The organism is Bacillus sp. FSL R9-9492, from assembly GCF_038007365.1.
In the GTDB taxonomy this organism is placed as follows: Bacteria; Bacillota; Bacilli; order Bacillales; family Bacillaceae_G; genus Bacillus_A; species Bacillus_A mycoides.
In genome coordinates this window covers 5006906-5020462 of sequence record NZ_JBBOXC010000001.1, presented here as the reverse complement: position 1 = coordinate 5020462, position 13557 = coordinate 5006906, and the positions used below count along the sequence as shown (strand labels likewise).

Genomic DNA, 13557 nt, shown 5'->3' with positions numbered 1-13557 from the left:
AACAAATGAAGGAATATATAATGTCTCGTGTGTTTAAAGCTTCAGCCGGAATCGCGCAAGGTATTTTCGTATCCCTTGGAATTGGTTTACTGATCGAAAATATAGGAAGAATTGTTGATATACCATTACTTATTACAATCGGAGTTGTTGCAAAATCACTTATGGCACCAGCAATTGGAGCCGGGATTGCCTTTATGCTCGGTGCAAACGGACTCGTAATTTTCTCAGCGATGGTAGCTGGAGCAATTGGAGCTGGTTCAATTTCAATTACTGAAGCTGGTCTTATCATTAAAACAGGTGAACCAATCGGTGCATTATTAACAGCGACTTTAGCAGTTTATATTGGTAAACGATTAAGTGGAAAAACTGCTTTAGATATGATGCTCGTTCCATTTGCAGCAATATTAGGTTCTGGTTTAGTCGGTATTTGGTTAGCTCAAAATATTAGCCCAGTTTTAAATACAGTTGGAGCATTCATTAAAGATAGTTCAGCTGGTAGCCCGTTTATCGCTTCTATCGTGATTGCTGTAGTTTGGGGATTGTTACTTATCTCTCCAGCTTCATCAGCTGCGTTAGCGATAGCGCTTAGCTTAGATGGTGTTGCAGGCGGTGCAGCACTTGCAGGATGTGTTGCTCAATTTATCGGATTCTCTGTTATTTCAGCGAAAGAAAATAATTTAGGTGGCATATTAGCTCAGGCACTTTGTACTCCAAAAGTGCAGTTACCGAACATTACTAAAAATCCAATGATTCTCGTCCCAACTGTCGTCGCCAGTGCAATAGTTGGCCCAGTATCGGCACTAATTTTCCAACTGGAAGCAGGAAAAGAAATTGCAGGTCTTGGATTAAGCTCTCTTATCGCACCAATTAATTTAATTTCCAGCCAAGGGTGGGAGGTTGTCCCAGCGATGATAATCACTTATATCATTATCCCAGTAGCTGTTTCTTATATACTTTACATTGCTCTTAAAAAAGCAGGTCGTATTCATTCTGGTGATATGACTGTACCGCAATCTTAATTTGAAAATCTCCTTAATAATAGATAAAAGCAGACTGAGAAGACACAGTCTGCTTTTTTACATTTTATGATTTTGTTTTACTGGAACTGTCACTGTTTCTTTTGCTAATAAGAGCTGGACACCGAAGTATAGTACGCTTGCGAGCGTCATTCCAGAAACTGCATCTACAAAGGCATGCTGCTTCGTAAATAATGTTGATAAAATAATAAGCGTACCGAAGAAAGTAAGGATGTAATATTCCAAAGTATGCTGTTCTCTACGCTTAAAGGCAGCTAACATAATTACAAATGTCGTAAGGACATGAATGCTTGGGAAACAGTTTACCGGTTGATCAATACTATAAATATAGCGGACTAGTTCGGAAAATACATCTGTTCCAACGACGGTTGGGCGTGGTACAGTTGTCTGCCAAAAAAAATAAATCGAAAAACAAGCAAGTTTTCCAAGAATTACACTACTTAAAGTGACATAATATTGCTTTCGATCAGCAAAACAGTAATAAATAAGTGCACCGTATAAGTATGGAAACCAAAGTAAGTAAGGAATAATAAATGCTTTCACAAATGGAATCCAATCATCTACTACAGTTGTGACATCTACTGCGTGAACAGTAGATTTATTTAATACATCGTAAAGGGGACTTACGAGTACGAGTAGAAGTATATAACTTAACGGAAGAAGAGATGAAAGTTTAAATTTCTTCATGATAATCTCCTATGTTTTAGTAATGTAAATAAATTCAATTGATTATAATATAGAAAATCCAATTGGGCTATCGATTTTACTTACATTTTCTTGAATTCACCTTACATTTTTGTCACTTGACTTAAAAGAGGGGGAGGGTGCTATATGAAGCGTTCATTTTATTTCTTAGTTTTTATATTGTTATGCCTAGTGAGTACTGGGTGTGCAAAGGATAAAGAAGGAGAGAAATTAGAATACAACGGGAGAGCACTCGTAATTGGAGTTGTTGGTGAAAAGCCGAAAGATACGTTTAGAAATATAAAGTTTGAAAAAGTGAAGTTAGAAGAACTGAAAAAGGAATCTGGAGCAGTAGATGGTTTTCTAATAATGAAAGAGCACTTTCAAGAAGCTTCGAAAGAGCAGTATAAAGATTTATTTTTATCGTTAAAGAAACCAGTGTTTTTTATTGGCTTACAAGATAAATCATATTCGACTTTTATTACAAAAAATATAGAGTATAACAGTGCACCAAAAGATGTAAATGCTATGTACGCGCAAGGTTTTGCAAATATTGGAAGTGGCGAAGGGCAACAATGGGGAGTTGGTTTATCGAATGGTGGAAATACAGAAGAAAGTATTCATAATATGTATATAGTAGTGTTTCAAACCATTTCGGACTATTTAAGTCGATGATGAAGGAGCCTGTAAACGAGGCTTCTTATTTTTTAAATAAAGTGAAACTTTAATCAGTGGGGGTTTTGTCCATTCCCCACTGATTATTAGCCCGCACCAATCAGGCTTTTACGGGCAGTTATCTCCCACCTCGCATTTGCCGAATTTCGAGGTGGGAGTCTTACTGCCCGTTAATGCGGGATAAACGTTTGTTTAAGATATATGTTCGGTATAGAAAATCATGTATTCCAAAGGTGATATAGAAAAACATGAAATTAATCAAACGTTTGTTTAAGAGGTATGTTCGGTATGGAAGAATTCATGTATTCCAAAGGTTGGGGTAGAAAAACATGAAATTAATCAAACGTTTGTTTAAGGTATATGTTCGGTATAAAAGAACCTACGTATTCCGAAGGTTGAGGTAGAAAAATATGAAATTAATCAAACGTTTGTTTAAGATATATGTTCGGCGTGGGATGAGAAAAAATTTTAAAAAAATTATATATTTATTTTTTCTTAATAAATGGCGGAAAAATAAGAAAAATTAGCAGGATTATTAAAAATTATCACGAAATAAGTAAAAGTTTAGCGAATAATCGTTTGAAATAATAAAATGTTTTCTATATGATAAAGGTAAAGGTTAGTAAAAAAGTAGGTGAATTTATGACAGTAACATTTTATTCATATCCAAAATGTGGCACATGTCAAAAAGCAAAGAAATGGTTTGAGGCAAACGATGTAGCATATGAGATGATTCATATTGTTGAAAATCCACCGTCAAAAGAAGATTTACGTAATTTACATGAGAAAAGTGAATTACCATTAAAAAAATTCTTTAATACAAGTGGAATGCGTTACCGTGAACTTGGTTTAAAAGATAAGTTAAAGGATGCAAGCGAAGACGAAATGTATGAGCTTTTAGCATCTGATGGCATGTTAATTAAACGTCCAATTGTAACAGATGGAACGAGTGTAACACTTGGTTTTAACGAAGAGCAGTTTGAAAGTGTGTGGAAAAAGTACCAATAAGGTATTTTTACATAATTAATACATTCACTGGAGGTACAGTCATGAGCATTCCAAATAATTTACGTTACTCTGAAGAACACGAATGGGTAAAAACAGAAGGTAATGCGGTTGTTATCGGTATTACTCATTTTGCGCAAGGTGAGTTAGGCGATATCGTATTCGTTGAACTTCCTGAAGTAGGTGCAACAATCCAAGCTGACGAGCCATTCGGAAGCGTAGAATCTGTTAAAACAGTTTCTGAATTATACGCACCTGTAAGTGGTAAAGTTGTAGCAGTAAACGAAGAATTAAGTGACCAACCAGAACTAGTTAACGAATCTCCATACGAGGGTGCATGGATGGTTAAAGTTGAACTTTCTGATGCAAGCCAAGTTGAGAAGTTATTAACTGCAGAAAAATATGCAGAAATGACAAACCAAGACTAATTATAGTCGAAGAAAAGGACAGCCCTTGTGCTGTCCTTTTTTATGTTGTGTACATAATGAATTTAAAAACATATATATTAATTATTATGTAGGAGAACGTTTTTGAAAAACTTTTTTCATGGAGGCTTCATGCTGAGCGAGCCGCTTGCGCTTTTCATTGTCTAGCTCCAGGGGCTAGATTGTTCGGTGGCTTCGCGTCTTCCTGTGAGGCAAAAGGCGCCTCTACGTCAGAAGCTCCATCCCCCTCACAATCTGAACGAGCCGCTTGCGCTTTTCATTGTCTAGCTCCACCTCCTAGCCCTTCATGTCTAAGAACCTTCCGTACGAGAAGACAAAAAGCGTCTTCTGTACGAAAGAACCTTAGCCAACAGGGCTAAACAGTCGGTTCCGCTTTTCTTTTGCAAAAATAAACAGGAAACAACATGAAAATAACGAATATACTATATACTAAGTTAAAGGTTGTATAGTATATGGTGATCGGGTGATGACATATGATTTATGTGGAAAAAGTCATTATTGTAGAAGGTAAATCGGATAGAAGAAAGATTGAATCTATTATTCGTGAACCAGTGGAAATTGTTTGTACAAATGGTACAATTGGTTTGTCGAAAATGGATGAGCTCATTGATCAATTTTTTGATAAGGACGTATATGTGCTAGTGGATGCTGATGATGCAGGAGAAAAGTTAAGGAAACAATTCCGAAAAGAATTTCCGCAAGCAGAGCATATTTATATTGATCGCTCGTATCGCGAGGTGGCGACTGCACCTTCTTCACATTTAGCAAATGTATTATGGGGAGCAGACATTGACGTTTATACAGAATATTTACGGTAAGGAATGATAGAAGTGATTGATTGGACAGGTGCCGAAGCTACAGCCCTAATAGGAAATGAAGAAAAAACAGTGTTATATGTGTATACACCAATGTGTGGAACATGCCAATTAGCAAAGAAGATGTTAACGGTCGTTGAGATGACGATTGAAGATTTGAAAATTGGAATGTTAGATTTAAATTATGCCCCGCATTTAGCGAAAGAGTATGGGATAGAAAGTGTACCGTGTTTACTTATTTTTGAAAATGGGACACTGATGAAGAAAATATATGCATTTCATTCGGTTGAATATTTATATACGGAATTAAAGTAGGCGGCAAAGTTTTTGCCGCCTCGACATATTTCTTGGGAAATATGTCGACATGCGTGATAGATACAGTATTTGTCGAGCGAAAATAACAGGATTGCCCTTTAATAAGAGGGAATGGTATGTAATAGAAAGTGATATGAGGGATGTGGTTTAGGATGAAATTATATTCTTTGCTTCAATCATTTGTAAATTACGCTAATGGTCAATATCATTTAGAACCGCTTTTAAGGCAAGGAGAAAGAACTGTTAATTTTCGTTTTGGAGATGAATGCTGTTCGTTACAAATTTCAAGAGATTATATAGAACTTTTGAAAGAGGCGAGAGGAACGGAACAAATCGTTTGTTTAGAGGAAGAGGATGTACAAAAATTAGTGACTGGAAATATGAGGTTGCAAAAGTTAATGAGTGATGGACGGGTACAATATTCTGGAACGTATCGAACGATGTTATTAGTTGAATCGATGTTTCATATATGTAAACCGATGTCAGTCGGAGCTTAAAATTCTGAAGTTTCTTTTTTTACGAAAATTTCTGTTGACAGCGCGTGTGGATATTGATACAATTCAATTCATAAAATATAGACAATTTCATAAATTTTAAATCAGACGAAAATTTAATCTGATTTCTCTTATTAAGAGAGGTGGAGGGACTGTGCCCTGTGAAGCCCGGCAACCGTCAACTTATGTTGAAATGGTGCCAATTCCTGCAAAGCAAATGCTTTGAGAGATGAGAGAGAGGGATAATGTTGTTATATACGCATATAAACCTTTCTGCTTCTCTAGAAGCGGAAAGGTTTTTTGTCGTTTGAATGCGGAGGACATTCAAATAATAGGAGGAGCTATAACGATGGACTACACGCATCAAAAATAAAAAAATTGCGGAGTCTATCCAAAGTTTTTAAGAAATCCAGCTCCAGCGGCTAGAATGTTCGATGGCTTCGCTTCTTCCTATGAGGCAAAAAGCGCCTCTACGTCAGAAGCTCCATCCACTTCACATTCTAAGCGAGCCGCTTACGCTTTTTAAACAAATCTAGCTCCAGCGGCTAGAACAGTCGGTCGTTTCATCCCTTCCTATGAGGCAAAAAGCGCCTCTACGTCTGGGATTCGGGCGTCCTCTTGTTCTAAACGAGCCGCTTACGCTTTTTAATCAAAAAAGGGGTGAACATCATGATCTTATTAGAAAATGTAAAGAAAATATATAAGGCAAAAAGCGGTGATGTCACTGCTGTAGATAACGCCAACTTAAAAGTAGATAAGGGTGAAATATTTGGTGTTATTGGATATAGTGGCGCTGGGAAAAGTTCGTTAATCAGATTGTTTAATCAGTTAGAGAAACCAACTTCTGGCCAAATTACAATTGCGAATCGTGTGATTTCAGCGATTACTGGAAATGAACTTCGTAAGGCAAGACAAGAAATCGGAATGATTTTTCAGCATTTCAACTTACTTTGGTCACGAACTGTGCGTGAAAATATCGCATTCCCACTTGAAATTGCAGGTGTCGATAAGGCGGAGAGAAGAAAACGTGTTGATGAGTTAATTCATCTCGTTGGATTAGAAGGAAAAGGAGACGCATATCCATCTCAGTTAAGTGGTGGACAAAAGCAGCGCGTCGGGATTGCAAGAGCGTTAGCAAATAATCCACAAGTACTTTTATGTGATGAAGCAACGTCAGCTCTTGATCCGGAAACGACAAATCAAATTTTAGATTTATTGTTAGATATTAATAAGCGTCTCGGCTTAACAATTGTATTGATTACGCATGAGATGCACGTTATTCGCAAAATTTGTAATCGAGTTGCTGTAATGGAGAAAGGGAAGATCGTAGAAACGGGTCCAGTACTTGACGTATTCCGTAATCCACAGCAAGACATTACAAAACGATTTGTACAGCAGTTAACTGATTCTGAAGATACGAATGAAACGATTGAAAGTTTAATAGAAAAGTATCCAGATGGAAAAGTAATTCGTTTGCAGTTTGTCGGTGAAGCGGTAGAAAGACCGGTACTTCAAAGGTTAATGCAGCGCGGTGATATAGAAGTTAGCATTTTGCAAGGAAATATCGCGCAAACGAATAACGGCTCTTACGGAAGTTTAGTCGTTCATTTAAATGGTGAAGAAACAGCGATCCAGCAAGCAATAGAAGGAATTCATCAAGATCAAGTAGAGCTGGAGGTGATTGCACATGGATAAGTTAATCGCAAATATTGATTGGAATCAAATGTTAGAAGCAACTGGTGAAACGTTATATATGACGGCAATCGCAGCGCTTGCCACATTTGTTTTAGGACTTATTTTAGGATTATTACTCTTTATGACAGCGAAAGATAATTTATGGGAAAATAAAGCGATTAATACGGTGATTGGAGCGTTCGTAAACATTTTCCGTTCTATACCGTTCATCATTTTAATTATTTTATTAATCCCGTTCACAAAGATTCTTCTTGGAACAATACTCGGAGCGAGTGCAGCGCTGCCAGCTTTAATTATTGGAGCGGCACCATTTTACGCGAGAATGGTTGAAATCGCACTTCGTGAAATTGATAAAGGTGTAATTGAAGCTTCAAAAGCAATGGGAGCAAAAACAAGCACAATTATTTTGAAGGTGTTAATTCCAGAATCGTTACCAGCGTTAGTATCTGGTATTACGGTTACGACTATTGCTTTAGTAGGCTATACAGCAATGGCAGGTGTTGTTGGTGCTGGTGGTCTTGGAACACTGGCTTACTTAGAGGGATTCCAGCGTGGAAATAACGATGTAACAATCGTTGCGACAATTTGTGTATTACTCGTTGTATTTTTAATTCAGTGGATTGGTGATAGTTTAACGACTCGAATAGATAAAAGATAATGAAAACAGGGGGATATTTCAAATGAAAAAATTATTACTTACAGCACTTATTTCAACTTCAATTTTTGGGTTAGCTGCTTGTGGCGGGAAAGATAAAGATGAAAAGAAACTTGTTGTTGGTGCTTCTAACGTACCGCACGCTGAAATTTTAGAAAAGGCAAAACCGTTACTTGAGAAAAAAGGAATTGAGTTAGAGATTAAAAAATTCCAAGACTACGTGTTACCGAATAAATCGTTAGCAGATAAAGAATTAGATGCAAACTACTTCCAGCACATTCCGTATTTAGAAAAAGAGATTAAAGATAAGAAATATGATTTTGAAATAGCAGGGAAAATTCATTTAGAACCGATTGGTGTGTATTCTCAAAAATATAAGAGCTTAAAAGAACTTCCAAACGGGGCGACAATTATTATGAGTAATTCTGTTACTGATCATGGTCGTGGTTTAGCAATTTTACAAAAAGAAGGCATTTTAAAAATTAAAGACGGAGTAGAGCCAGTTAAAGCAACTCCAAAAGATATTGCAGATAATCCGAAAAACTTAAAATTCAAAACAGATATTGAGCCGGGTCTATTGCCACAAGTGTATAACAATAAAGAAGGTGATGCGGTTCTAATTAATTCAAACTATGCAATTGATGCGAAATTAAACCCAGAAAAAGATGCAATTGCAATTGAAGGAAATGATTCTCCATACGCAAACGTAGTAGCTGTTCGTAAAGGCGATAAAGATAAAAAAGAGATTAAAGCTCTTATAGAAGTACTGCATTCTAAAGAAATTGAAGACTTTATTACTAAAGAATATAAAGGGGCAGTTGTTCCTGTAAAAGAATAATTGCGGAAAAAGGGCTGGTGTATGCTGGCTCTTTTTATAACTACATAACTATAGGGGAGAAGAGGGACATCATATGAAAAAGATTATATTGTCAGTTGTTACAGCACTGTCTGTATTTACATTAGCTGCTTGCGGGGGGAGAGATGAGAATAAGCTTGTCGTTGGCGCTTCTAATATACCGCACGCTGTTATTTTAGAGAAAGCACAGCCGATATTAGAGAAAAAGGGTATTAAATTAGAGATTAAAAAATTTCAGGACTATGTTCTGCCGAATAAAGCGTTAGCGGATAAAGAAATTGATGCGAACTACTTCCAGCACATTCCTTACTTAGATAAAGAAATTCAAGAAAAGGGATATAAAATTGTAAACGCAGGAAAAATCCATTTAGAGCCAATGGGCATCTATTCTAAGAAATATAAAAGTTTAAAAGAACTTCCAGATGGCGGAACAGTTATTATGAGTAATAACGTAGCGGAGCGTGGCCGTATGCTCGCATTGTTACAAAAAGGCGGCGTTATTAAATTAAAAGACGGTGTAGATGTTGTTAAAGCAACAGTAAAAGATGTTGTAGAAAATCCGAAAAATTTAAAGTTTAAAACAGATGTAGAACCTGGACTTTCGCCGAAGCTGTACGAAAACAATGAAGGTGATGCTTTATTTATTAATTCAAACTACGCAATTGATGCGAAATTAAATCCAACAAAGGATGCAATGGCAATTGAAGGATCAGACTCTCCTTACGCAAATATTATCGCAGTTCGTAAAGGTAACGAGAAGAAAAAAGAAATTAAAGAGCTAGTAGAAGTGCTACATTCAAAAGAAATTCAAGATTTTATTAACAAAGAATATAAAGGTGCTGTACTTCCTGTGAACGAATAGGTGCTGGAAAGGGCTGGGAATAACCCAGTCCTTTTTTCTTTATATATATAAGAAGAAAGGTGTATCATAAGAGGATGTAAAGGAAATACTTATATACATTTGTGAAAAAATTGTTACATTTTCTTAGTGTTTGCGATATCATTTTATTTGCTATAAGATTAGAATGAGAATAAAATGAGAATATGAACGTTTTAGTAATTTTTAAAATGTATATAGAGGATTAATGGAGGTATTGAGATGGCTGGTTCTACATTAACGGTTAAAGACTTACACGTATCAATCGATGGAAAAGAAATTTTAAAAGGTGTAAACCTTGAAGTAAAAGGTGGAGAAATCCACGCAATTATGGGACCTAACGGAACAGGTAAATCAACTTTATCTTCTGCGATTATGGGTCACCCAAAGTATGAAGTAACAGAAGGTAGCATAATCATCGACGGTGAAGATGTATTAGAAATGGAAGTAGATGAGCGTGCGCTAGCAGGTCTATTCTTAGCAATGCAATATCCAAGTGAAATTAGCGGAGTAACAAACGCGGACTTCTTACGTTCTGCAATTAATGCACGTCGTGAAGAAGGCGATGAAATTTCTCTTATGAAATTTATCCGTACTTTAGATAAAAACATGGAATTCCTAGAAATGGATCCAGAAATGGCACAACGTTACTTAAACGAAGGTTTCTCTGGTGGAGAGAAAAAACGTAACGAAATTCTTCAATTAATGATGATTGAGCCAAAAATCGCAATCTTAGATGAAATCGACTCAGGTCTTGATATCGATGCATTAAAAGTTGTATCTAAAGGTATTAACCAAATGCGCGGCGAAGAGTTCGGTTGCCTAATGATTACGCATTACCAACGTTTATTAAACTACATCACTCCAGACTTCGTTCACGTTATGATGAACGGTCGTATCGTTAAATCTGGTGGCCCTGAGCTTGCACAACGTCTAGAAGCTGAAGGTTACGACTGGATTAAAAAAGAATTAGGTATTGAAGACGAAACAGCAGAGCAAGAAGCGTAAGAGAGGAGCATAAACATGACAATCGGTACATTACCTTTCGATCAAGAAACAATCCGTCAGCGCGCAAGCGAAGTAAACGAAGCTGCTTGGTTGACTGAGTTCCGCTTACAAGCTCTTGCACAAGCAACTGAACTTCCAATGCCAACGCCTGATAAAACGAAAATTGAAAAATGGGACTTTATCGGAAAAGGCGAAGCTGCTAAGCAAGAGCCTGTAAGTTCTTTAACAGAGCTTCCAGAAGCAGTGAAAAACTTAATCGATGAAAATAACAGCGTATTAGTACAACGTACTGGTACAACTGCTTTCGTTTCTTTAGCAGACGAAGCAAAAGAAAAAGGTGTTATTTTTACAGACATCGTAACAGCTGCAACAGAGCATGCGGAATTAGTACAAAAGTACTTAATGAAAGACGGCGTGAAAGTAGACGAGCATCGTCTAACTGCACTTCATGCTGCATTAATCAACGGCGGTGCATTCGTATATGTTCCGAAAAACGTTGTTCTTGAAACTCCACTTCAAGCTGTATTCTTAGTAGACGGCGAAGAAGCTAACGTATATAACCACGTATTATTCGTAGCTGATGCGAACAGTACTGCAACATATGTAGAAAACTACGTTGCAAATGAAAATGCTAAAGGTATTGCAAATATCGTAGCAGAAGTAATCGTGGAACAAGGCGCACAAGTGAAATTCGGTGCGGTTGATTTATTAGCAAAAGACGTAACAACTTACGTTAACCGCCGCGGAATTGTTGGACGCGACGGCCGCATTGATTGGGCTCTAGGCCTTATGAATGACGGAAACACAATTTCAGAGAACGTTACGAATTTAATGGGCGACGGATCATATGCTGATACAAAAACAGTAACAATTGGTCGTGGTAACCAAACACAAAACTTTACAACTAAAGTTGTTCACTTCGGTAAACACTCTGAAGGTTGGATTTTAAAACACGGTGTACAAAAAGATAGTGCAACATCTATCTTTAACGGAATTGGTAAGATTGAACACGGTGCATCTAAATCAAATGCACAACAATCTTCTCGCGTTCTTATGTTAGATGAAAAAGCTCGCGGTGATGCAAACCCAATTCTTTTAATCGACGAAGATGATGTAATGGCAGGTCACGCAGCTTCAGTAGGTCGCGTAGATCCGTACCAATTATACTACTTGATGAGCCGTGGTATTCCAAAACGCGAAGCAGAACGTTTAGTCATCCATGGATTCTTAGCACCTGTAGTAAATGAGCTTCCAATTGAAGGAGTAAAGGCACAGCTTGTTGAGGTAATTGAAAGGAAAGTTCGCTAATGAATATTCATGAAATACGCAAACAGTTTCCAATTCTTGATCAAAAAGTGAACGGCAAACAACTTGTATATTTCGATAGTGCAGCAACTTCTCAAAAACCAATTCAAGTCATTGAAACGTTAGAACGTTATTATAAAGAATATAATTCTAACGTGCATCGCGGTGTTCATACGCTCGGTACGAAAGCTACCGACGCGTATGAAGGTGCACGTGAGAAAGTTCGCAAGTTTATTAATGCGAAATCAATGGAAGAGATTATTTTCACGCGCGGAACGACAACTGCATTAAATACAGTAGCAGCTAGCTATGGCCTTGATAATGTAAAAGAAGGCGATGAAATCGTCATCTCTTACATGGAGCACCATAGTAACATCATTCCGTGGCAACAAGTTGCGAAGAAAACTGGTGCAACTTTAAAATACCTTCCGCTTCAACTAGACGGTACAATTTCTTTAGAAGATGTTCGTCAAACAGTTACACCGAATACAAAAATCGTTTCTATCATGCACGTTTCTAACGTACTTGGAACGATTAACCCTGTAAAAGAAATCGGAGCAATCGCACATGAAAACGGTGCAATCATGATCGTTGATGGAGCACAAAGTGCACCTCATATGAAAGTGGATGTACAAGATTTAAACTGTGATTTCTACGCATTATCTGCTCATAAGATGTGCGGACCAACAGGTGTCGGCGTATTATATGGTAAGAAAGAATTGCTAAACAATATGGAACCAATTGAATTTGGTGGTGAAATGATTGATTTCGTAGACTTACAAGAGTCTACTTGGAAAGAGCTTCCGTGGAAGTTCGAAGCAGGTACACCGATTATCGGTAATGCAATCGGACTTGGTGCGGCAATTGATTTCCTAGAAGAAATCGGTCTTCATAATATTGAAAAGCATGAACATGAATTAGCGCAATACGCTTTAGAGAGACTATCAGAAGTAGATGGCGTTACAATTTATGGTCCAAAGCATCGCGCTGGTCTAGTTACATTTAATATTGAAGACGTACATCCTCACGATGTAGCAACTGTATTAGATGTAGAAGGCATTGCGGTTCGCGCAGGACATCACTGTGCACAACCGCTTATGAAGTGGCTAAAAGCTTCTTCTACAGCACGTGCGAGCTTCTATTTATATAATACAAAAGAAGAAATTGATACATTTGTTGAATCACTAATCAAGACAAAGGAGTATTTCACAAATGTCATTTAATAATTTAGATACGTTATATCGTCAAGTTATTATGGATCATTATAAAAATCCTCGTAACCATGGCGTGTTAGAAGATAGTGTTACCGTTAACTTGAACAATCCAACTTGCGGCGATCGTATTCAACTTACGATGAAAGTAGAAGAGGGTATTGTACAAGAAGCGAAGTTTGAAGGCGAAGGATGTTCAATTTCAATGTCTTCAGCTTCAATGATGACACAAGCAGTAAAAGGAAAGAAAATTGAAGAGGCCCTTAAGCTTTCTAAAATTTTCTCTGACATGATGCTAGGAAAAGAGTATGATGACAGCATTGATTTAGGAGATATTGAAGCATTACAAGGCGTATGCAAGTTCCCGGCACGTATTAAATGTGCAACATTAGCGTGGAAAGCGTTAGAAAAGGGCTTAAACGAAGATAAGTAATGTTAAAGGTTCCTAAAAACGAGGTTATATAAGGAGGGACACACCA

16 protein-coding genes and 1 riboswitch are annotated in these 13557 nt (G+C 37.2%); of the genes, 15 read left to right on the top strand and 1 reads right to left on the bottom strand.

The window, feature by feature from the left end:
- Positions 1-5 precede the first annotated feature (5 nt).
- Positions 6-1019 carry a PTS transporter subunit IIC gene (locus MKY70_RS25960; protein ID WP_002112681.1) on the top strand — a complete coding sequence of 338 codons (1014 nt, stop codon included), beginning with the start codon at positions 6-8 and terminating at the stop codon, positions 1017-1019.
- A 57-nt stretch (positions 1020-1076) separates the two neighbouring features.
- On the opposite strand, the gene MKY70_RS25955 is transcribed toward MKY70_RS25960, so the two are convergent.
- Positions 1077-1724: a phosphatase PAP2 family protein gene (locus tag MKY70_RS25955; protein ID WP_088033204.1), complete on the bottom strand. Its 648-nt coding sequence runs from the start codon at positions 1722-1724 to the stop codon at positions 1077-1079.
- 144 nt (positions 1725-1868) lie between these two features.
- Between MKY70_RS25955 and MKY70_RS25950 the strand changes: the two genes are divergently transcribed.
- The 14 genes from MKY70_RS25950 (at position 1869) to sufU (ending at position 13511) form a co-directional block, all read left to right on the top strand.
- A complete protein-coding gene (locus tag MKY70_RS25950) occupies positions 1869-2396 on the top strand; it encodes a hypothetical protein (RefSeq protein ID WP_002191092.1) in 528 nt (175 codons plus the stop codon).
- Between the two features lie 642 nt (positions 2397-3038).
- Positions 3039-3404 carry an arsenate reductase family protein gene (locus tag MKY70_RS25945; RefSeq protein ID WP_002129756.1) on the top strand — a complete coding sequence of 122 codons (366 nt, stop codon included), beginning with the start codon at positions 3039-3041 and terminating at the stop codon, positions 3402-3404.
- A gap of 41 nt (positions 3405-3445) precedes the next feature.
- On the top strand, positions 3446-3829 hold the full coding sequence (gene gcvH, locus MKY70_RS25940) for a glycine cleavage system protein GcvH (RefSeq protein WP_000026895.1): 384 nt from the start codon (positions 3446-3448) through the stop codon (positions 3827-3829).
- 491 nt (positions 3830-4320) lie between these two features.
- Positions 4321-4665 (top strand): toprim domain-containing protein, encoded by a 345-nt coding sequence (locus MKY70_RS25935; protein WP_000640865.1) that lies wholly within the window; start codon positions 4321-4323, stop codon positions 4663-4665.
- A 3-nt stretch (positions 4666-4668) separates the two neighbouring features.
- Positions 4669-4977, top strand: coding sequence for a thioredoxin family protein (locus MKY70_RS25930; protein WP_002015940.1), 309 nt, complete (start codon positions 4669-4671; stop codon positions 4975-4977).
- 152 nt (positions 4978-5129) lie between these two features.
- On the top strand, positions 5130-5474 hold the full coding sequence (locus tag MKY70_RS25925) for a hypothetical protein (protein WP_002015939.1): 345 nt from the start codon (positions 5130-5132) through the stop codon (positions 5472-5474).
- 125 nt (positions 5475-5599) lie between these two features.
- Positions 5600-5707, top strand: a riboswitch (SAM riboswitch).
- A gap of 433 nt (positions 5708-6140) precedes the next feature.
- Positions 6141-7166 carry a methionine ABC transporter ATP-binding protein gene (locus tag MKY70_RS25920; protein WP_341026037.1) on the top strand — a complete coding sequence of 342 codons (1026 nt, stop codon included), beginning with the start codon at positions 6141-6143 and terminating at the stop codon, positions 7164-7166.
- On the top strand, positions 7159-7824 hold the full coding sequence (locus MKY70_RS25915) for a methionine ABC transporter permease (RefSeq protein ID WP_002129754.1): 666 nt from the start codon (positions 7159-7161) through the stop codon (positions 7822-7824). Before MKY70_RS25920 ends, MKY70_RS25915 begins: the two co-directional genes overlap by 8 nt.
- 22 nt (positions 7825-7846) lie before the next feature.
- The gene (gene metQ / locus MKY70_RS25910; RefSeq protein WP_002015935.1) at positions 7847-8659 is read left to right on the top strand and encodes a methionine ABC transporter substrate-binding lipoprotein MetQ; all 813 of its coding nucleotides are present in this window, start codon (positions 7847-7849) and stop codon (positions 8657-8659) included.
- Positions 8660-8732: 73 nt separating this feature from the next.
- Positions 8733-9539: a methionine ABC transporter substrate-binding lipoprotein MetQ gene (gene metQ / locus MKY70_RS25905; protein ID WP_341026035.1), complete on the top strand. Its 807-nt coding sequence runs from the start codon at positions 8733-8735 to the stop codon at positions 9537-9539.
- 237 nt (positions 9540-9776) lie between these two features.
- Positions 9777-10562, top strand: coding sequence for a Fe-S cluster assembly ATPase SufC (gene sufC, locus MKY70_RS25900; protein WP_002034576.1), 786 nt, complete (start codon positions 9777-9779; stop codon positions 10560-10562).
- 15 nt (positions 10563-10577) lie between these two features.
- Complete coding sequence (gene sufD / locus MKY70_RS25895) at positions 10578-11870, top strand: Fe-S cluster assembly protein SufD (RefSeq protein WP_341026034.1); 1293 nt, start codon at positions 10578-10580, stop codon at positions 11868-11870.
- Positions 11870-13090: a cysteine desulfurase SufS gene (gene sufS, locus MKY70_RS25890; RefSeq protein WP_002015930.1), complete on the top strand. Its 1221-nt coding sequence runs from the start codon at positions 11870-11872 to the stop codon at positions 13088-13090. Before sufD ends, sufS begins: the two co-directional genes overlap by 1 nt.
- Positions 13080-13511: a Fe-S cluster assembly sulfur transfer protein SufU gene (gene sufU, locus MKY70_RS25885; RefSeq protein ID WP_002089369.1), complete on the top strand. Its 432-nt coding sequence runs from the start codon at positions 13080-13082 to the stop codon at positions 13509-13511. The genes sufS and sufU overlap by 11 nt, the downstream gene beginning before the upstream one ends.
- Positions 13512-13557 lie beyond the last annotated feature (46 nt).